Source organism: Fusibacter paucivorans (genome assembly GCF_018390735.1).
Taxonomy (GTDB): Bacteria; Bacillota; Clostridia; order Peptostreptococcales; family Acidaminobacteraceae; genus Fusibacter; species Fusibacter paucivorans.
Map to the genome: position 1 here is coordinate 40667 of NZ_JAHBCL010000013.1, position 19700 is coordinate 60366.

18 protein-coding genes are annotated in these 19700 nt (G+C 40.1%); 2 read left to right on the top strand and 16 right to left on the bottom strand.

The features are described 5' to 3' along the window. Nucleotides 1–88: 88 nt before the first annotated feature. Nucleotides 89–829: an RsmE family RNA methyltransferase gene (locus KHM83_RS08805; protein ID WP_213236634.1), complete on the bottom strand. Its 741-nt coding sequence runs from the start codon at nucleotides 827–829 to the stop codon at nucleotides 89–91. Next, nucleotides 829–1770, bottom strand: coding sequence for a 50S ribosomal protein L11 methyltransferase (gene prmA / locus KHM83_RS08810; RefSeq protein WP_213236635.1), 942 nt, complete (start codon nucleotides 1768–1770; stop codon nucleotides 829–831). Before prmA ends, KHM83_RS08805 begins: the two co-directional genes overlap by 1 nt. A 200-nt stretch (nucleotides 1771–1970) precedes the next feature. On the opposite strand from prmA, the gene KHM83_RS08815 reads away from it, so the two are divergent. Next, complete coding sequence (locus tag KHM83_RS08815; RefSeq protein ID WP_213236636.1) at nucleotides 1971–2825, top strand: DMT family transporter; 855 nt, start codon at nucleotides 1971–1973, stop codon at nucleotides 2823–2825. A 161-nt stretch (nucleotides 2826–2986) separates the two neighbouring features. On the opposite strand, the gene dnaJ is transcribed toward KHM83_RS08815, so the two are convergent. From dnaJ to lepA, 10 genes are all read right to left on the bottom strand, one after another. Beyond that, entirely contained in the window at nucleotides 2987–4165 is a 1179-nt protein-coding gene (gene dnaJ, locus KHM83_RS08820; RefSeq protein ID WP_213236637.1) for a molecular chaperone DnaJ, read from the bottom strand. Nucleotides 4166–4240: 75 nt separating this feature from the next. Continuing rightward, nucleotides 4241–6055: a molecular chaperone DnaK gene (gene dnaK / locus KHM83_RS08825; RefSeq protein ID WP_213236638.1), complete on the bottom strand. Its 1815-nt coding sequence runs from the start codon at nucleotides 6053–6055 to the stop codon at nucleotides 4241–4243. Nucleotides 6056–6097: 42 nt separating this feature from the next. Next, nucleotides 6098–6739, bottom strand: a complete 642-nt coding sequence (gene grpE / locus KHM83_RS08830; protein WP_213236639.1) for a nucleotide exchange factor GrpE — start codon at nucleotides 6737–6739, stop codon at nucleotides 6098–6100. 14 nt (nucleotides 6740–6753) lie between these two features. Next, nucleotides 6754–7779 carry a heat-inducible transcriptional repressor HrcA gene (gene hrcA / locus KHM83_RS08835; protein ID WP_213236640.1) on the bottom strand — a complete coding sequence of 342 codons (1026 nt, stop codon included), beginning with the start codon at nucleotides 7777–7779 and terminating at the stop codon, nucleotides 6754–6756. Between the two features lie 290 nt (nucleotides 7780–8069). Next, nucleotides 8070–9254: a radical SAM family heme chaperone HemW gene (gene hemW / locus KHM83_RS08840; protein WP_213236641.1), complete on the bottom strand. Its 1185-nt coding sequence runs from the start codon at nucleotides 9252–9254 to the stop codon at nucleotides 8070–8072. A 235-nt stretch (nucleotides 9255–9489) separates the two neighbouring features. Further along, nucleotides 9490–9843, bottom strand: a complete 354-nt coding sequence (locus KHM83_RS08845; RefSeq protein ID WP_213236642.1) for a NifB/NifX family molybdenum-iron cluster-binding protein — start codon at nucleotides 9841–9843, stop codon at nucleotides 9490–9492. Nucleotides 9844–9895: 52 nt separating this feature from the next. Next, on the bottom strand, nucleotides 9896–10840 hold the full coding sequence (locus KHM83_RS08850) for an ATP-binding protein (RefSeq protein ID WP_213236643.1): 945 nt from the start codon (nucleotides 10838–10840) through the stop codon (nucleotides 9896–9898). Next, nucleotides 10818–11666, bottom strand: a complete 849-nt coding sequence (locus KHM83_RS08855; RefSeq protein ID WP_213236644.1) for a nucleotide-binding protein — start codon at nucleotides 11664–11666, stop codon at nucleotides 10818–10820. The genes KHM83_RS08850 and KHM83_RS08855 overlap by 23 nt, the downstream gene beginning before the upstream one ends. 2 nt (nucleotides 11667–11668) lie before the next feature. Next, nucleotides 11669–12037 carry a NifB/NifX family molybdenum-iron cluster-binding protein gene (locus tag KHM83_RS08860; RefSeq protein ID WP_213236645.1) on the bottom strand — a complete coding sequence of 123 codons (369 nt, stop codon included), beginning with the start codon at nucleotides 12035–12037 and terminating at the stop codon, nucleotides 11669–11671. A 508-nt stretch (nucleotides 12038–12545) separates the two neighbouring features. Continuing rightward, nucleotides 12546–14357 carry a translation elongation factor 4 gene (lepA, locus tag KHM83_RS08865; protein ID WP_213236646.1) on the bottom strand — a complete coding sequence of 604 codons (1812 nt, stop codon included), beginning with the start codon at nucleotides 14355–14357 and terminating at the stop codon, nucleotides 12546–12548. 151 nt (nucleotides 14358–14508) lie between these two features. Here lepA and rpsT point away from each other — a divergent pair, with 151 nt between their 5' ends. Continuing rightward, nucleotides 14509–14775: a 30S ribosomal protein S20 gene (gene rpsT / locus KHM83_RS08870; RefSeq protein WP_213236647.1), complete on the top strand. Its 267-nt coding sequence runs from the start codon at nucleotides 14509–14511 to the stop codon at nucleotides 14773–14775. Nucleotides 14776–14980: 205 nt separating this feature from the next. On the opposite strand, the gene KHM83_RS08875 is transcribed toward rpsT, so the two are convergent. The 4 genes from KHM83_RS08875 to KHM83_RS08890 form a co-directional block, all read right to left on the bottom strand. Further along, nucleotides 14981–15292 carry a DUF3784 domain-containing protein gene (locus tag KHM83_RS08875; protein WP_213236648.1) on the bottom strand — a complete coding sequence of 104 codons (312 nt, stop codon included), beginning with the start codon at nucleotides 15290–15292 and terminating at the stop codon, nucleotides 14981–14983. A gap of 210 nt (nucleotides 15293–15502) precedes the next feature. Then, on the bottom strand, nucleotides 15503–16411 hold the full coding sequence (locus KHM83_RS08880) for a hypothetical protein (RefSeq protein WP_213236649.1): 909 nt from the start codon (nucleotides 16409–16411) through the stop codon (nucleotides 15503–15505). 83 nt (nucleotides 16412–16494) lie between these two features. Continuing rightward, nucleotides 16495–17520, bottom strand: coding sequence for a DNA polymerase III subunit delta (gene holA / locus KHM83_RS08885; protein ID WP_213236650.1), 1026 nt, complete (start codon nucleotides 17518–17520; stop codon nucleotides 16495–16497). A gap of 45 nt (nucleotides 17521–17565) precedes the next feature. Continuing rightward, nucleotides 17566–19689, bottom strand: coding sequence for a DNA internalization-related competence protein ComEC/Rec2 (locus tag KHM83_RS08890; RefSeq protein WP_213236651.1), 2124 nt, complete (start codon nucleotides 19687–19689; stop codon nucleotides 17566–17568). Nucleotides 19690–19700: the final 11 nt, after the last annotated feature.

Sequence of the window (19700 nt, forward strand, 5' to 3'; positions counted from 1 at the left end):
TCACTTTCTGTAATGATCTATAAGGTTACGGCAGTCAAAATGGAAAGTATACCGCGAACTGACTGCAATGGGTTTACGGAATAGACGACTAGGACAAATCGCCGATTTCATATTGAATGCAGGCAATTGCCGCCATCCCCGCTGTTTCTGTACGAAGAATACGATTGCCAAGCGTGATAATTTCAGCGCCGCTATCTTTCAGCAATGCGATTTCATTAGGGTCAAAGCCGCCTTCGGGACCGACTATAACAGCAATATTGCCAAAAACATTTTTTTTAAGAAGCGGCTTCAGTGTCTGATGGCGTTCATCTTCATAAAGGACGATAATAAGATCATAACTTTGAAGCCTATCCGTTAATGCTTTCAATGGTAAAATGCCATCGACGTCAGGCACCATGAGCCGTTTTGACTGCTTTGCCGCCTCTTCCGCAATTTTTCGATAGCGCAAAAGCTTCTTTTCGACGTCCTTATGTTTGAAATCGACAACGCATCGCTTAGCGTCGACGAGATAAATTGCATGAATACCGAGTTCAACGTTTTTTTGTATGATGAGTTCGAGTTTCTGCCCCTTTGGCAGACATTGGTAGAGATCAATGTCAATGGGTGATTCGTAAGCACGGTCGATTGTCGACAGGATATTTAGCTCGATTGCAGCATCATGAAAACTTACGATTTCAGAATGATAGGCCATGTGATTCGCAATGACTTCACATTGCTCGCCAACAGGCATTCTCAGCACGTTTAGCATATGATGGCGTGTTGCCTCATGGTAAATGATAATATGATTTTGTTCAATTTGATCGTGTTCGGATAGGAAAAACCGGTGCATTATGCCCCTCTTTTCTGAGCTGTTATGGCAACCCATTCCCCTTTTTCGACGATTTCTTTGACGACAAACCCCTTGTCAGACAAGGCGTCCAATACCATTTGACTTTTGGTGTTGATAATGCCGGAACAAATGAACGTCGCTTCAGGCTTTAATACTTTCTCAATATCACCAAGTAGGATGAGTATAATTTCTGCAATAATGTTGGCAACGACGAGGTCGCCTTGCTCATCAACAACTTCAATGAGATTGCCGTGTCGTACACTGGCAATCTCACCGAGACCATTATTGGCAAGATTGTCTCTAGCAGTATAAACGGCTGTTTCGTCAATATCAACGGCAATTAGCGACGAGGCGCCGAGTTTACCGGCTGCAATGGCGAGAATGCCGCTGCCGCATCCAACATCAATAACTGTTTTACCTTGCGGCTGGTATTTCTCTATCTGCTCAATACACATGGATGTTGTTTCATGTGTTCCGGAGCCAAAGGCATTTCCGGGATCAATTTCAATTAGAATGTCGTCAGGTGCGAGTTCAAACGATTCCCAAGATGGTTTGACAACCATATGACGTCCCAAGCGAAAAGGTTTAAAATATTTTTTCCATTCATTTTCCCAATCACTTGAGTTTACAGGTGATGCGGTTACTTCTGCAAGACCGATATCGAGGCCGAATGCCGTCAGTCCTTTTATTTTAGTTTCTAAGTCTTCTAATACCGGCTCGATTGATTCTTTATCCAGATAGGCGGTAATTAATACGCCGTCAAAATCAAGTTTAATATTTTGTGGATCGTAAAAGTCCCATTTGCCCTCATCTTGATTGGTAAAATCCGGATCATTTGGATTTAGAATCATAACGCCATTGGCTCCGGCTTCCGTTAAGATATATGTAACGGCATCAATACTCATTTCAGCTGTTTTAACTTTAATTTCATACCACTGCATTGTTTATTCCTTCCATCCAGTTTGCAATATAAATTGAGGAAATTACATCATTTAATTTTAATCATGTTTGAAATAACAATCGATTATAGCATATATTCGCCTTTTCGTCCATGAATGTCCTTGAAATTATAACGTTGTGATTTTGGTATAAAAGGCATATAATCCATATAGAAATCAATTTTATGAAAGTGAGTTATATCATGAGTTTAGATAGACGAAATGCCGTGCTCTTCTTAATTATGACCAGTTTTCTGTGGAGTTTTGGCGGCCTTTTTATTAAAATTATACCATGGTCTCCGTTTGTGATTGCAGGTATTCGCAGTTGGATTTCCGCAATTGTCTTTTTCGTCTATATGCGTGGGAAAGTCAAACGACTGAACAAAAAACTTATTATCGGTGCGCTGATCTATACGGCAACATTGGTTTGTTATGTGACGGCGACAAAGCTGACAACCTCTGCTAATGCGATTTTATTGCAGTATACTGCGCCGATTTGGGCAGCTGTTTTTGGTTACCTCTTTTTTAAAGAACGTATTACAAAACTCGATATATTTTCGCTGACGTTTGTCGGCATCGGTATCATCCTCTTTTTTATGTCAAGTATTGACGGCGGTATGATGATCGGCAATGTGATTGCACTGCTCAGTGGTGTTGCCTTTGCAGGCATTCCAATGAGTTTAAAGCGCATGCCCGCTGGCAGCGACCTCAGCATGGTTTTTTACGGCAACCTTTTAACCGGTTTTTTTGCTGTCCCGGGGCTCATGCATACAACGGTTACGCTGCCAAGCATCGGCGGAATCCTTTTTCTCGGTATCTTTCAGCTTGGTATCTCATACATTCTCTATACCAAGGCAGTCAAACATGTATCTGCGATTGATGCGGTTTTAATTCCTATTATTGAACCGCTTTTTAATCCTCTTTGGGTTTTTATGGCGACAAGCGAACGTCCAGGTATTCTGGCGGTTTATGGTGGTGTCATTGTTCTGGCAACGATTGTTTTCAGAAGTCTTTATCTCATTCGACAGTCCGCTTCAAAAGCGCATCGTTTTGTTTAGTCTGAAATGAATCAAGAAAGGGATCAGCATTGAGTTCATACAAACACAAAATAAAAGGTTGCTCAAGTAATATTGAAGCAACCTTTTTTGATTAAAATATGATATAACGTGTACTGAGCGATTCAGAATGGTTAATATTTTTTTGTTTACCTCAATTTTGTCTAGCTCAATGCATCCTTCATTTTGTCGAAGAACGTTTTATCGTCTTTTTTTTTTCCCTTTGTTGACTTGGAAGAATCTGTTGAAACGCCTGTACTTTTACCGGTCATCTCTTCGTCAAAGGCTTCTAACAATTCCTTTTGGCGCTTTGTTAGCCCTTTAGGGATTTCAACGTTGACTTTGACATACTGATCGCCTCGACCGAAGCCGTTAAGCACCGGAATACCCTTGCCTTTTAATTTGAACTGTCTTCCGTTTGGCGTTCCTTCCGGAATGGTAAATTTCGCTTTGCTTTCCAACGTAGGCACCAACACCTCTGCACCTAAAACTGCCTGCGAATAGCTGATCCACAAATCGTAATAGATATCATTGCCGTCACGCTTAAAGTGCTCATGCGGTGTCACGCGAAGGACGATAATGACATCGCCGCGAGGGCCGTTGTTGCTGCCTAAATCACCTTCATTACGGATTTGCATATTGGCGCCATGGAAAACACCAGCGGGAATTTCAATGGTTTTTGAAAAACGTTTTTTAATCTTGCCATGTCCTTTACATTGATGACATGGTGTGTCAAAGACTTCACCTTGCCCTTTACAAGTTGGACAAGGCTTGACGCTGATCGACTCACCGAATAGTGAACGCTGAGCGTATCGCACTTCGCCAGTACCGTTACAAGTCGTACACTTATGTTTATCCGTACCAGGCTCTGCACCAGACCCATGGCATACATCACAATCTTCAGTTCTTAAAAACTCAATATCCTTGCTCGTTCCAAAAGCTGCTTCTTCAAAAGAAAGCGTTAAATCAACGCGAATATCACGGCCTTTTCGCGGGCCATTTCTTCTACCGGATGAAAAACCGCCACCGCCGAAGCCGCCGAACATTTCATTGATGATATCTTCAAACCCGCCAAAACCATCAAAACCTGAAAATCCACCGCCTGCGCCTCCGTTTTGATTGACGCCAGCATGACCGAACTGGTCATAAAGCCGTCTCTTTTCAGAATCGCTTAATACTTCATAAGCCTCATTTATTTCTTTAAACTTAGCCTCAGCTTCCTTATTGTCTGGATTTCTGTCCGGATGGTATTGCATCGCAAGTTTTCGGTAGGCTTTCTTCAGCTCTGCCTCGTCAGCACCCTTCTGGACGCCAAGGACTTCATAATAATCCTTTTTACTCACTTCAATACCGCCTTTCTATACGTACATGATAAAATGTTGTTCGTAATTTGGAAAGGCACCGAAAGGTGCCTTCCACTAGTCTACCACTTCGTAATCTGCTTCGTCAACATTATCATCTGCGTCTGAATCCATATTTGGCGCTTCACCGGATGCTTGTGTTTTAGCATAGAGCTTCTGTGCCAACGGTTGGAAGGCGTTCGTCAATGCTTCAAAGTCGCTCTTGATTTTATCAACATCATCAGCGTTCATTGATGTTCTAAGCGCCTCGATTTTAGCGTTGATGTCTGCTTTTTCACTTTCTGAAGCTTCATCGCCAAGTTCTGTCAATGATTTTTCGATTTCGTAGATCATGTTATCTGCTTTATTTTTTTCTTCAATCAATTCTTTGCGTTTTTTATCATCATCAGCATGTGCTTCCGCTTCTTTGACTTTTCTTTCGATTTCTTCATCCGAAAGATTCGTAGAAGCAGTAATGGTAATGTGCTGTTCTTTGCCTGTACCCAAGTCTTTTGCCGATACGTTGACGATACCATTCGCATCAATATCAAATGTTACTTCAACTTGTGGGACACCTCTTCTTGCCGGTGGGATACCATCTAGTTGGAAACGGCCTAATGTTGCGTTGTCCTGTGCCATTTGGCGTTCACCTTGAAGCACGTGGATATCAACGGCTGTTTGATTATCAGCAGCTGTTGAGAACACTTGACTTTTCTTAGAAGGAATGGTTGTATTGCGTTCAATGAGTTTTGTAAAGACGCCGCCGAGTGTTTCGATACCAAGTGAAAGCGGTGTAACATCTAGCAGGAGAACGTCTTTGACGTCGCCGGATAAGACGCCGCCTTGGATTGCTGCCCCTAATGCAACACATTCGTCTGGGTTAACACCTTTATGCGGATCTTTATTGGTAAATTTTTTAACGGCTTCTTGTACAGCTGGAATTCTCGTAGAACCGCCGACAAGGATAACTTGATCAATATCGGTTGGTGATAGAGCGGCATCTTTTAACGCTTTTTTTGTTGGTTCCATTGTCATATCAACGAGTTTTTTCGTTAATTGTTCGAATTTAGAACGCGTTACGTCGATGTTAAGATGCAGCGGGCCATCTGCTGTCGCTGTGATAAACGGCAGGTTGACATTCGTTGATTGCGTTGAAGAAAGTTCTTTTTTAGCTTTTTCAGCAGCTTCTTTTAAACGTTGGAGTGCCATTTTATCATTTCGAAGATCAACGCCGTGTTCAGCTTTGAATGTTTCAGCCAAGTGATCCATTACCACTTTGTCAAAGTCGTCGCCGCCGAGGTGGTTATTGCCGTTTGTCGCCAATACTTCAAAAACACCATCGCCTATTTCGAGAATAGAAACGTCGAATGTACCGCCGCCTAAGTCAAATACCATAATTTTTTGTTGTTGTTCTGTTTTATCAAGACCATATGAAAGTGATGCAGCAGTCGGTTCATTGATAATACGTTTTACATCGAGTCCGGCAATTTTTCCGGCGTCTTTTGTTGCTTGTCTTTGAGCATCTGTAAAGTAAGCCGGTACTGTGATGACGGCTTCTGTGACGCCTTCGCCTAAATAGCTTTCAGCATCCGCTTTAAGTTTTTGAAGAATCATTGCTGAAATTTCCTGTGGTGTATATGTTTTGTCATCAACTTTCACTTTGTGGTCTGTACCCATTTCACGTTTGATTGAAATAATGGTTCTGTCCGGATTTGTGATCGCTTGTCTTTTGGCAGTTTCACCGACGAGTCTTTCGCCTGTTTTTGTAAATGCAACTATTGACGGTGTTGTTCTGTTACCTTCGGCATTAGGGATAACAACGGCTTCGCCGCCCTCCAGTACCGATACACATGAATTAGTAGTTCCTAAGTCAATACCTATTATTTTACCCATTTTAATGGCCTCCTTATTGTTTTCATCATTTATTTTGAACGGTTATTTCGTAACCTTAACCATGCTTGGACGAATGACTTTTTCATTGAGTGCATAGCCTTCTTGAAAGATTTCGATGACTGTTTCAACCTCGAAGTCGTCTGAGTCTTCACTCATGACGGCATGATGTTTATCGGGATCAAAAGGCGCATGCATTGCTTCAATTTTTTTGACGCCGTTTTTCTCAAAGAATTCATCAAGTGATTTCTTGATGAGTTTTACACCGCTGAGTACTTTATCATCTGCTTGGCTTTCATCAGCAGCAGAAAGTGCACGTTCAAAGTTGTCCATAATCGGCAGCATTTCGACAAGCAGTTTTTCATTGCCGAATTTAAAAATATCATTTTTTTCCTTTTCAACGCGTTTGCGATAGTTTTGGAACTCTGCGTTAAGCCTTAAATATTTGTCATTGAGTTCATCATAAGCAGCTTGAAGCTTTATTAAAGCAGATTCCGGCGTTACGATTTCCGCTTCAGTTTTAGCGTCATCGGTTGCCGTTTCCGTTGTGTTTTCATTGCTGGCTTCTGTTTCAGAAACAGCTTCTTCTACATTCGGCACTTCATTTTCAGGCATTTCTTTTTCTGATGTTTGTTTCGTCATATCGTCATTTTCCTCTTTTATTTCTTTTTTCTTCCTTGGACTCAAACTGAATCACTCCTTTACAAATTGATACCGGAGAATAGTTCGGATAGTGTATTGCTGATGTAATTGACGATGGAAATGACGTTGCCATAGTCCATACGCTTCGGCCCGATGACGAGGATTTTACCGTCGCTCTTCCCGTCTACCTTGTAAGAAGAAGTGATTATACTACAGGCCTCCAGCACGTCAATGCCAATCTCGCTGCCAATTTTTATAGAGATGCGGTTGGGGTCAACGGTTTTTAAAAGCTCTAACAGTGATTCTTCACTTTTAAAAAAGTTAAAGAGCTGTCTCGCCTTATCAGAATCATTAAACTCAGAGATGGTCAATAGGTTCTCTTCACCTTTGAGGTAGAGTTCCGTTTCGTTTAATCCTTTAAGTGCATCACGTAAAATTGGAATGAGGTAATCGACAATATTGCCAAACCCCTGAAGCTTTTCCTTCATTTTTAAAATGGACCGAACATCAATATTCTCAATGGTTTCACCAATTAAACTGTTGAGCAGCGTGTCGGAAATTTTATCGAGAATAAACTGATCCGTATTGGTAAGCGCGAGCTGCAAGCTCTTGACGACCCCTGTGTTTGTGACTAGAATCAGCAGTACTTTTGCATCGGTAATCTTCATCATTTTAAGATTGGCCAGTTTGCATTTATTGAACTGCGGAATAGTAACAATCGAAACGAGGTGCGTGAAATTTGCAATGAGCTCGGAAGCTTGGTTTGCGACGTCTGTAGCTTCAATGATCTTATGCAGCAGCAGTGATTGAATGAGTTCCTTTTCTTCCACGCTGATAGAATGCGGATTGATCAAAGAGTCGACGTACAGGCGATAGCCTAAATCAGAAGGAATACGCCCGGCAGAAGTATGCGGTTGCTGCAAATATCCGAGTTCTTCCAAATCAGCCATTTCATTGCGTATAGTTGCTGAACTGATGCCCAACGGATACTTTTTTGAAATGGTTCGCGATCCGACGGGCTGCGCCGTATCAATAAAGTCATTGATAATGGCTTTTAAGATGCGTAGCTGTCGATCTGAAATCATTTTATCGCCTCCTTTTGTTAGCACTCACATATCACGAGTGCTAATCCTATATATAATATAATGCGAAGACCGCAGTTTGTCAACGCTTTTTCTAATTATTCATAGGTTATTCATAATTCCTTTACGGCATTTTTGACGATACGCTTCTTGAAAGCTGCCTGTAAAAAAATAACGGCAAAAAATAAACGAACCTTTTCGCATGTTAAAATACCGCGCATACGTCAAATAGCTCGTCTATGTTTTTTAGATATTTTGATTTTTAAGGCTTACTCAGATTTCAATAACAGTCGTTAATCCTTCATAAAGGCAACGAAAACTCTATTGGAAACGTCCATTCCCAAGGGGGTTAAACGAATATTGTGTTTCGTTTGATCAACTTCAATGAGCGCTTCTGCCGATAGAGATGTGATTTCACTGGCATATGCATCTAAAAAGTCAATGCCGTATCGATCGTTAAGGGATTGATAATCAAGACCATTCGTCAATCGGAGTCCTAACATAATCGTTTCAAAAAGATCTTCTTTTTCATCAATATATGCAGCTTCATAAGTGATCAGCGACGCTGCTTTTTTTTGAATAACGTTTGCTTTCACTTGATAATCTTCAAGGTATTGATCAATTGATAAAGCATTGTGGTAACGCGTTTGGTGCATTTTGCTGTGTGCTGAAACACCGAGTCCAATATACGGTGTATTTTGCCAATAGATTAAGTTATGCCGTGATTCATAGTGCGGCAGTGCAAAGTTCGAAATTTCATATTGATGGTAGCCAAGAAGCGTCAGTTCACGCTGTAAAGTATGATACATCGCGCGTTCTGTCTCTTCATCCGGCAATGTAATCTTTCCCTTTCGGTGTGCTTCAAAAAGCGGTGTTCCCTCCTCCAGCTTTAACGCATAGGCTGAAATATGTTTTGGTTTAACCGCCCCGATAAATTTTATGGTGTGTTCAAGTTGCTCAATACTTTGACCGGGAAGTCCAAACATAATATCAACGTTTATATTGTCAATGCCTTCTTCTACGAGGCCTTGATAAGATGTCAGAAAATCATTGACATTGTGTATACGTCCAATTGTCTTCAACAGTTTTGGGTCAGATGTCTGGAGTCCCAAACTGACGCGATTAATGCCAGAGGCAAGGTATTGGTTAATCTTTTCTTGAGACAGGGTTCCAGGGTTAGCCTCAAGCGTTATTTCTGCATCTTTCGTCAATGTCGCCATTTGTTTGATTTGCTGCATTATACCAGCAATGTGCTTGGCATTGACGCTGCTCGGCGTCCCGCCGCCGAAAAAAATGCTTTTAACAGAATATTGTGCCAGTTCTTCGGCATAACAGGATAGTTCCCTGCTGAGTGCCTGAAAATACGCTTCTATAAGATCGTCTTTCATCTTTGAAAATGAGATAAAATCACAGTAAAGACATTTTTGAATGCAAAAGGGAACGTGAATATAAATACCAATGCTTTGATTTGCTTTCATAGGATCACCTCAATTCTATTATATAGGAAGATAGCATGTGAACCTATGTCAAAAATCGATAAAATTATGTAAAAGTTTAATCATTTATTAAGACGCTGATGCAATGCCTTCCATAATTGATTACAAAAATTGATTACAAAAATTGATTACAAAAATTGATTACAAAAAATAAACGCCAATGCCAGCTTGCAGTGTGGGAAACTGCAAACGGCACTGGCGACTAGGTGGTTAGCGGTTAGCAATCACCGTGATGCTGATGTTCATGGCAGACTGATCCAGTTGACTTTAGCGAACCATTTAAATAGTTCGCAGCAGCTTGTGCTGCATCGCCTGTGGCGCCGGTTACGACTTCAATGCCCTTTTCATTAAAAATATCAATGGCACCACCGCCCATGCCGCCAGAAATAATAACATTGACATTGAGATCATTTAAGTAATTTGGCAAGAAGCCAGGTCGATGACCGGGATTGGGAACGGAAGAACTCTTTGTAATCTTCTGTCCTTCCGATTCATAGATGTTGAAATTCTCACAATGGCCAAAGTGCCCTGTGACGATGCTACCTTCAGATGCTACTGCAATTTTTAACATATGATAATACCTCCAGAATTTATTGACGTTCAATAGACGCCGAGTTTTTTATTTATTGAAGAGCCGTAATGGATTTGACAATGCCAGTATCGCTGGTCGGCTGTTCATTTAAAGCTTTGACTGCTTTTAGATATATTTGTTTGACAGCGTTGCCTGCATTGTTGGCGCTGTCGATGATTGAAAACCCTTCATTAATAAGATGCGGAACTTGTTCATCAAACGGAATAGCGCCAAAGTATGGGATAGCATTCGTCTCGCAATACCTTTCAATTTCTGCACCAATCTTCTCATTCACATCATACTTATTAATGCATACCGCTGCACGTGTGCCCATCTTCTTAGAAGTTTCTAGAATTCGAAGCATATCACTCATACCGGAGAGTGTAGGCTCTGCAACGACAAGTACCATGTCAACGCCGCTGATTGAGGCGATAACCGGACATCCAATCCCTGGTGAGCCATCGATTATGACGATTTCTTCACCTTTTTGATCTGAGTAATTGGCAGTTGTACCGTTTTTTATTGAATCTTTCAACTGTGTTTTAACAGCTGTAACGAGCTTTCCGGATGTACCGCTGCCAACACTTAATTTCGCCGTGGAAAATGCTTTCGCTTCATCTTGATAGAGCTTTAACGTCCCGTCAACCATGGCAGTCATCTGAACGGCATTAACTGGACACTGGTATTCACAGACTCCGCATCCTTCACAGGCAAAGGCATTAACGTGATAGTTCGGGTCAACAGCAATGGCATCAAATCGGCAGTGCTCATAACATAGTCCGCATGAAATGCACAGTTCCTGATTGATAACTGCTTTTGGCATACCCGAGTAATCTGATTGTGTTGGTGTACGATCACGCATCATCAGCAAATGAAGATTTGGCGCATCGACATCGCAGTCAGCAAAGAATCGCGCTCGGGATAATTTGATAAAAGCACTTGCAACGGTTGTCTTGCCAGTGCCGCCTTTTCCGCTAAGAATTAGCATTTGTTTCATGCGACACCTCCCAAATGATTTTATCCAATAATCCTTTGAAAAACAATTGATAGTATGTTAATTGACGTACGGCAATTTTGCCCTCAGAACCCAATTTACCCAAAATCGGATCATAGGTGATTTTACCGAGAATTGTAATCGCTTCGCTTTGGCAAAAAGCCTCAGCAGGGTTTTTATCCGCGGTGCACTTATTAAGTACAACGCCAAGAGGCTTATGCATCCCTTCAACCAATTCGTAAACCATCTTCAAATTGTGGACGCCAAATGTTGTCGGTTCTGCAACCAAAACACAGTAGTCCGCATCTTCAATACTTTCAATGACGCTGCATGCACTGCCAGGTGGGCAGTCTACAACGGTTAATTCTGATCGAAATGTGTTCAGGGCTTTGATAATGGGAACTCCAGAAATCTTACCGATATCCATCATCCCCGTTACTACGCTAACGTTTTCAGAATGTCCGAGGGTATAGACACCGAGGCGATCGTCTCTTTCAGTAATAGCGTGTTCAGGACAGACTAAAGCGCAACCGCCGCAGCTGTGACATATGTCGTCAAAGACCATGACGCCTTTTTTCACATATGCAAGGGCATTAAAATTACAAAATTCAACACATGCTTGACAGCCAATGCACTTGTCATTATCGACAACAGGGCGCTTAACGTTGACGACATGGGTTTCATCTACAACTGGGTTAAAAAACAAGTGGCCATTTGGCGCTTCAACATCACAGTCTACATATTGCGCACTAGAGGCAGCAGACGCGAGATTAACGGCGACAAATGTTTTGCCTGTTCCACCCTTTCCGCTTAAAACGGCAATTTTCATGCTTATTTGCCCCCATGATTATGAAAACCTTCGTGAATAGCACTCAGCGGTGATAAGCCATCATTTAAGTATAAGGCAACGTTATCTTTGCCAAGTCCTTTTTTTGACTGATACATTTGAATATCTGCAGCTTTGAGGACATCTGCAGCGTTTTCACCGCATCTTGGCGTAATCAAAACTTCGACACCTTGATTGACAATAGACTGAGACGCTTTAATCCCTGCCCCGCCAGAACTAGCGGCAGCGCTGTTATCGAGAAAGTCATATTGTTTTGATGTCGTATCGTAAATCATAAAAAAAGGCGCGCGGCCAAATGAAACACAAACGGTTGTGTTGAGATCTTTTTCATCAACGGGTATGGCAATTTTCATTTTTACCTCCATATAGATATATGTTTTGACAATTAAGGGAATTACATCATTGCCTTCTTGGGTCCTTCACTAAAATATCATGAATGCTCATATGATGAAAATCATCCATATATAAGTAGAATAATTATAAACAGCATTTGGAAAGATTTAAAACGGCATAATGTAATTTTTAAATTAAAAGGCAAATCGCCTTAAGATAAGAAGCAAATGTTCTTTATAATACTATCATACGCTATTATGGGCATATGTCAATTAAAAAATCATCTGTAAACGATTATTTTTCTTGTCACTAAAGTGTATGCTATCCAGCTGTATAGAAAGGCAGGCAATTTCTTTGAAAACTTCGTTTTAAAAATGCATCAAAGCATACAATCAAAAAAACACTCAAATGATCAAATGTCAATTGAGTGCTTTGCTTTTAATGCTACTGATTCTTTTTTTGTCATGTTTCTGCTTTATCAATAAACAGCATTAAATAGAAAAAACGCCATCTTTCAAATTTTAATCCTTAATTATCATCAAATTTGAGAACAGAGAGAAAGGCTTGCTGCGGTACTTCAACATTACCAAATTGCCGCATGCGCTTCTTCCCTTCCTTTTGTTTTTCGAGCAGTTTCTTCTTACGCGAGATATCACCGCCGTAGCATTTTGCCAAGACATCTTTTCGAAGGGCACTGATCGATTCGCGCGCAATAATTTTATTGCCGATTGCAGCTTGGATCGGAATCATAAACATCTGTCTCGGAATGACATCTTTGAGGCGTTCACAGATCTGTCTGCCTCTCGATTCAGCTTTTGTTCGGTGAACAATCATCGAAAAGGCATCAATCAATTCTTTATTTAATAAGATATCCATTTTTACCAAATCTGATTCACGGTATTCTTTAAACTCATAATCTAATGAGCCGTAGCCTCGTGTTTTTGATTTAATGGCATCGAAGAAGTCGTAAATAACCTCATTCAGCGGCATATCATAATGCAGAATAACACGTCTTGGATCAAGGTAATCCATATGCAGCATGACGCCTCGTCTGTTTTGGCAAAGCTCCATGATATTGCCAACGTACTCATTCGGCACGATAATGCGCGCTTCTACGATTGGTTCTTCAAACATTTGAATCTCCGTTGGATCCGGTAAGTTAGAAGGGTTTTGAATCATTTGAACTTCATCAGAGGTGGTTGTAACGCGATAAATAACACTTGGTGCCGTCGCAATGATGTCGAGATCAAATTCACGTTCCAAACGCTGCTCTATGATTTCCAGATGTAATAATCCCAAGAAGCCACATCGGAAGCCAAATCCAAGGGCGACTGAAGTCTCCGGTTCAAAGGAGAGTGCCGCATCGTTAAGTTGCAGTTTTTCAAGTGCATCACGCACTTCATCATAGCTTTCACCTTCAGCTGGATAAATACCGCAGAAGACCATCGAAGTCGCTTTTTTATATCCCGGCAGTGCTTTTGCGGTTGGTCGACTTGCAAATGTAATGGTATCTCCGACACGACAGTCTATAACGTTTTTAATGCTGGCAGTGATGTATCCAACATCACCTGCACTCAGTACATCAAGCGGCATCGTCCCAGGTACAAATACGCCGACTTCAGTGACTTCAAAACGTTTATTGGCCGCCATCATTAAAATCTTATCGCCTTTTTTGACACTGCCTTCGACGATGCGCACGTAAGCAACGGCTCCTTTATAGCTATCATAATAGGAATCAAAGATTAATGCCTTAAGCGGTGCATCTTCATCGCCATTCGGCGCCGGAATCGACTTGACTATTTTTTCGAGGACATCTTCAATATTGATGCCGTCGCGTGCGGAAATACGCGGTGCATCTTCTGCAAGAATGCCGACAACCTCTTCTATTTCTTCAATGATTTCTTCCGGTCTTGCACTTGGCAAGTCTATTTTATTGAGGACCGGTACAATTTCAAGTCCTTGCTCATCAGCTAAATGAACATTGGCGAGTGTCTGAGCCTCGACGCCTTGCGTTGCATCAACGACGAGAACGGCGCCTTCACAGGCGGCCAGCGATCTCGAAACTTCATAGGTGAAGTCGACGTGTCCCGGCGTGTCAATGAGGTTAAGCATATATTCATGGCCATCTACTGCTTTGTAAACGAGTCGCGTTGTCTGCAATTTTATTGTAATACCACGTTCACGTTCCAAGTCCATGCTGTCGAGGATTTGATCCTTCATCTCGCGCTGCGTTAAAAGACCTGTCTTTTCAATCAGGCGATCTGCCAGTGTGGATTTACCGTGGTCAATATGTGCAATAATTGAAAAATTTCTAATATATTTTTGTCTGTCGCTGGACATAAAATGCCTCCTCCAAAATTACTCATCAATTATAACACAGTCTTTATGCCGACTCAAATACTTCCTTGTTAGGATGAAAAAAAACTTGATTAACGCAATCTATCATGATAAAATTAGTCTGTTGAAAATCTACCGGGGAGGTGAATCACAAATGGCTAATATTAAATCTGCTAAAAAAAGAATTAATGTCATCAACAAAAAAACTGCAGTTAATAAATCTAGAAAATCAGCACTCAAAACAGCTGAAAAGAGATTTTTAGAAGCTTTAGCGGCTGGAGATGTACAAACTGCAACGCAAAGAATGGTATTCTTTGAAAAGAAAATGGCACAAGCTGCTGCAAAAGGCACTTACCATGCAAATGCAGCATCAAGAAAAATTTCAAGATTGAAAAAGAAATTAAACGCTGCGGCTGAATAATCGTTTAATTTTGGATTTAACTTGAATCCCCGATATGAGACCGTGTTCATTTAATATTTGATCAAATATTAAAAGCGTGCAATTTAGATTGCACGCTTTCGTCTTTTTTGCTTTATTACTTTATAAAACACTATAAAGAACACTGACTTCCTTTTTTGTTTTTCCGATCTTCTCTCACTTCTTTTTTTATTACTTCATTCTTGCCTCAGAAGAGTCCGCCATTGTATCTTTTCTGTGCCATCAAAATCATCGTAAACCCAAAGACAAAACATACGACAAAACAAAGCCATCCAATAGAAGAAACAGTTATATAATTGATGAGGCCGCATAGAGCCAATCCGATTCCAATTACAATACAGGCCTTACCCATTTTCTCTGCATAAGCTTTTCGATCTTTTTTTGAAACTTTCTTATAGTGATAACGATGGATCAGAGTCAGTTGTTCATGTTTCCAAATACGCCATCCGATTATACAAAATGCTGCTCCTAGAACCAAAAAAATAATAAAATCAAACATAATAACCTCTTTCATTCATCAAATTGATAAGCCATCGTCTTTATAAAATCATTAATAATGCGATCATCGGTAACAATAGTACATGCAGTAGTACATTTAATAATGTCATTTCCTGCACTATGGTATATTAATTGATCATCCAAACGCTTATAAGTAATACGAAAATCAGTCTATTGATTGAATAATCAGCGTACACATTAAGTGATACCTTTACTTAGCCAGTGATTGTAAATAAGCAGTCAATGCGTTTGAAAAGTCTGTCTCGTGCTCATACCCTAACACCGTATAATCATTTGGACTTGCCATGTATGTCTTATATTTTAAATAATCCATATCGAAGCATTCTTCAATGATGAACTTAGCCTTATAACCAGCTAAGTTATACTGCATTCTTATCTGATCACCCTCTCCTTGATAAGTGATGATATTGACAACATTTGTTGGGATATCGTCAGTTGAAAAATCTTTTAACTGATCGGCCAAGTAATATGCCAAACCTTCTCTGATATCCAGTGTATTACTTGGCAGCAAAATATGAACAAGTTCATGTACAGGCACTTTCAGCATGTCTGCTTCCGATTTTATACTGATATCTGTCGGTGATGTCAAATGCACAATATTTTCCACGTGATTGGCAAAGCCGGTTGTGATACCGTTATTTTCACCGCCAAAAACACGTTCCCAAAATTCCTTTTGATCCTTATAGATTTTAAAGGTTATATCACTGTCAAAAGTCATTTCAAAATCATCTGTTAGCTTTTGATAAGCTTGGTTGACGATTTTTTCAATACGCGCATCTCTTTCTGTATCAATATATTCAAATTTCAGATTAGCAGCTATTGGAATGGCATCATCATCAGATTCCCCGATTTCTTGAGCAGGATCCAAAACATTTTCATCATTACCCTCAGCGGCTGTTGACGTCGCTGGGGATACTTCTATTGCATCGTCTTGTTCATCGATATTTTCTTTTATCGCGTTTTCAGATTTTAAATCAGTTGCTGTTTGATTACTGTTAATCTTTGAATCTGCTGTATTTGTTAGATCAGTATCTTTCGTACAGCCAATGACTAACGAGCAGATAAACAGTAACATTATTACTTTTTTATGGATGATCATCTAAACCTGCTTTCTAATAAATTTAATGGCTCCATTGTTATCATCTACCCACTTAATCTCTTTAATCGTGCCATTTAATTCTTTTAACGATGAAGTTCACTGTTCTTTTTCGCCATGTAGATTTCTAGAATCCCCTTTTCGATAATCAATTGTGACCGAACACCGCTTGATTTTAAATCACGATCCATCTTTTCTAAAATTGACATGATCTTTGTCAAGGTCTCATTGCTGAATTGGCCTGCAAAATGAGATGCTTTTTTAGCAACGTAAGGATGAATGCCAAGCTTTGAAGCAATACTGGCACTGGAGTGCCCTGCGGCCATTAATTGCTTGCATTTATAGATATTGCGGAATTGTGAGCTCATCATAAAAAAGATTTTGATTTCCGCTTCGCCGTTTTCGACAAGGTGATTAAAAATAAAGAGCACTTCTTTCATCTTATTAGAACTGAGGGCATCCATCATCTTAAAAATGTTATTCTCAATTGGAATTTCCACATATTGATCAACCAGTTTTTGTGTAATAGGTTCTTTTAAATTGGATAGTGCATTAATATATTGCTCAACTTCATAAAGATTTCTCGACGATTCAGGATTAAGATAATTCACCATTTCAATAAAATAATTGAGTGTATGGGAATCGATGGCACCCTGGTGTTCTTTAAACTTTTTACCTGTCCATTTTTGAAACTCCTTTTGTGACAGTTTTTCGAAATTGACAACACAGCCGGCTTTATCAATGGTCTTGAAGAGTTTCTTGCGTTTGTCCACTTCTTTTTCAATAAACAAAAGGTAAACGCCATCTGGGATATCAGCTAATAAATCAAAAAGCTTTTTATCTACTTCCTGTTTGAAACACTGCGCATTTCGGATAATAATAAGCCTCGCATTATCAAAGAATGGCAGCGCTGAAATGAGTGCTGATAGTTCATCTACGTTTAAATTGCCTTCCATGATGGAAAGATTCATATCCTTATAAGTAGGATTCAAATAGTTTGTTTCAATATATTTAACAGAATTGTCAAGCAGATAGCGTTCAAAGCCATATAGTAAATTAAGTTTAGGCAATTGCTGTGTTGAAATGCGTTTATAATAACTAAAAAAGTCCATATAACTCCTTCATATAAATAAGATATAAGAATTTAGAAGCCGCGTTTAATCATCAATGATGATATCGTCCTTGCTGCCTAAATAGGTTTGAATGTGTACTTGATCATCGTCAACAGTCAATTGTATATTGCCGTCATTAAAAGTAGTATAAAGCTTAGCACCAATGCGCTGATAGGCTTCGACGACTTTACTCGATGGCATATGATAACGTCGGTTCTGAGAGAATACTGCCACATCAACATGATGCTCATTGAAAAACGTTTCATCGTATCCAGTTGCAGAACCGTGATGCGGCACTTTGAGCAGATCAATATCACTTGGCAGCATGAACTGATTCAGCGTATGACCAGAGAGATCACCTGTGAAAACGGCATTAAAATCGCGATGTGTTAACAGCATCAAAGTACTATTATTATTGGGGTCCGAATCTGAAAGCGCATAGTGATAGGTCAGCTTGAGATCCTTATAGACGATTTCACCGGATGGCGGCAAAAATCGACATGTTATCCCTTCTGATTCTATCATATCTTTAACATCAGATAAACAAATGACTGCTTCGACATCCAATTTTTTTGAAATCATGGTTAAGCCGCCAATATGATCATCGTGCCGGTGAGAGATGACGAGATAGTCGATGTGATTAATATGATTTGCCAAAAGATAAGTATAAACATTGGCATATGCAGTTCCGCAGTCTACTAAGATATTTAGGCCATCATACTGTATTAGCGATGAATCGCCATGTCCAACATCAATGGCGGTTATTTTTAAGGTATCATCAGCTCTATGATACCATTCCCCTGTCAGCGTCAATACGAGAACCATCTGAATTCCAATGTATAATACATGTCGTCTGTAAGGTCGACAATTCTTTAGCGCAATGGCAGCTGTAAAAAGAAAAAACAGTATCAATAAGCAGAAAATGTCACTGTTTTGAAGACCATAAAATGCGATGGTTTTAATGGGAAGATAACCTACTGCATATTCCATAATGCCAAGAAGTAGATTGAGTACTTTGCCGATAAGCATCATTAAAAAATTTTTTGGCAATGCTGCAAACATAAAAAAATAAGCCGTAAGTATCGGCATTAAAAAACCGTATACGGGAATCAACAATGCATTGGCAATAAAACTAAATAGGTTAAATGTCTGAAAGACATATAGGGTGATGGGAATCAAATAAACCTGTACGGCGATATATTGCAGCAGATACTGCCCCACTTTATGCTTGATAAGTTTTTCTGTATAAATCGAAATATAGCGGTTAAACTTTGGCAGTATGTAGGCAACGCCGATATAGGCATAAAAGGAAAGTGCATAGGCGGCTGTTAAAATGACACGCGGCATCGTCAACATAATGATCATATTGGTGACAATCATCATATTCAAACGATCGACGGGACGCTTAATAATACTGGCGGCTACAGTATAACCAGCCATTAACAACGCTCTAAGACTTGCAACGCCGCCGCCTATCAGCAAATAGAAAAGCAGCATGACCAACGCTGTCAACAACTTTCTGACGCGAATATCACCTATGCAAAAAAGACGGTTGAACATGATATAAAGCACGCCAAAATGCAGTCCCGAAATGGTAAACAGATGCAAAACGCCCAATTCACGGTAGGTTTCGTATGTTGAAAGCGCCTCTGCTTCACCAAAGAATAACGCTGTTAGGATACTGCTTAAGTGAGGCAATTTTAGATTTTTTAATCCAAGATAAACGCGGTTCCGAAAACCTAAAATACCATGTGGTGCTATCTGATCCGGCATGTAATTTTCATATGTATAGCACCCTTCAATATGACTGGCAAATAAATAGCGATCGTAATCAAAGACATTTGGATTTTTTGTCGATGTCCACTGTGCTTCATTTGCATCAATCGAAATCGTCCCATGATTATCAGAATGCAGCATTGATTCAAAATCAGTCTCTGGTATTTTGACAATCAGCCACTGAATGCCGTCGTCTGTTTTAAACCTTACGGTTTGCTTAGCATAATCATAACTGGTGATCCTGCCGTGAACTGCTTTTAATACCATATCTCTCTGAATATTTGATGGATAGGCCACACGACTTTCTACAATCATATGACTGTATTGATTTTGAAGTAAAAACCATAGTAAAATCCACAATACATGATGCAATAGTACTAACTTACGCGACATAAAACCTCCCA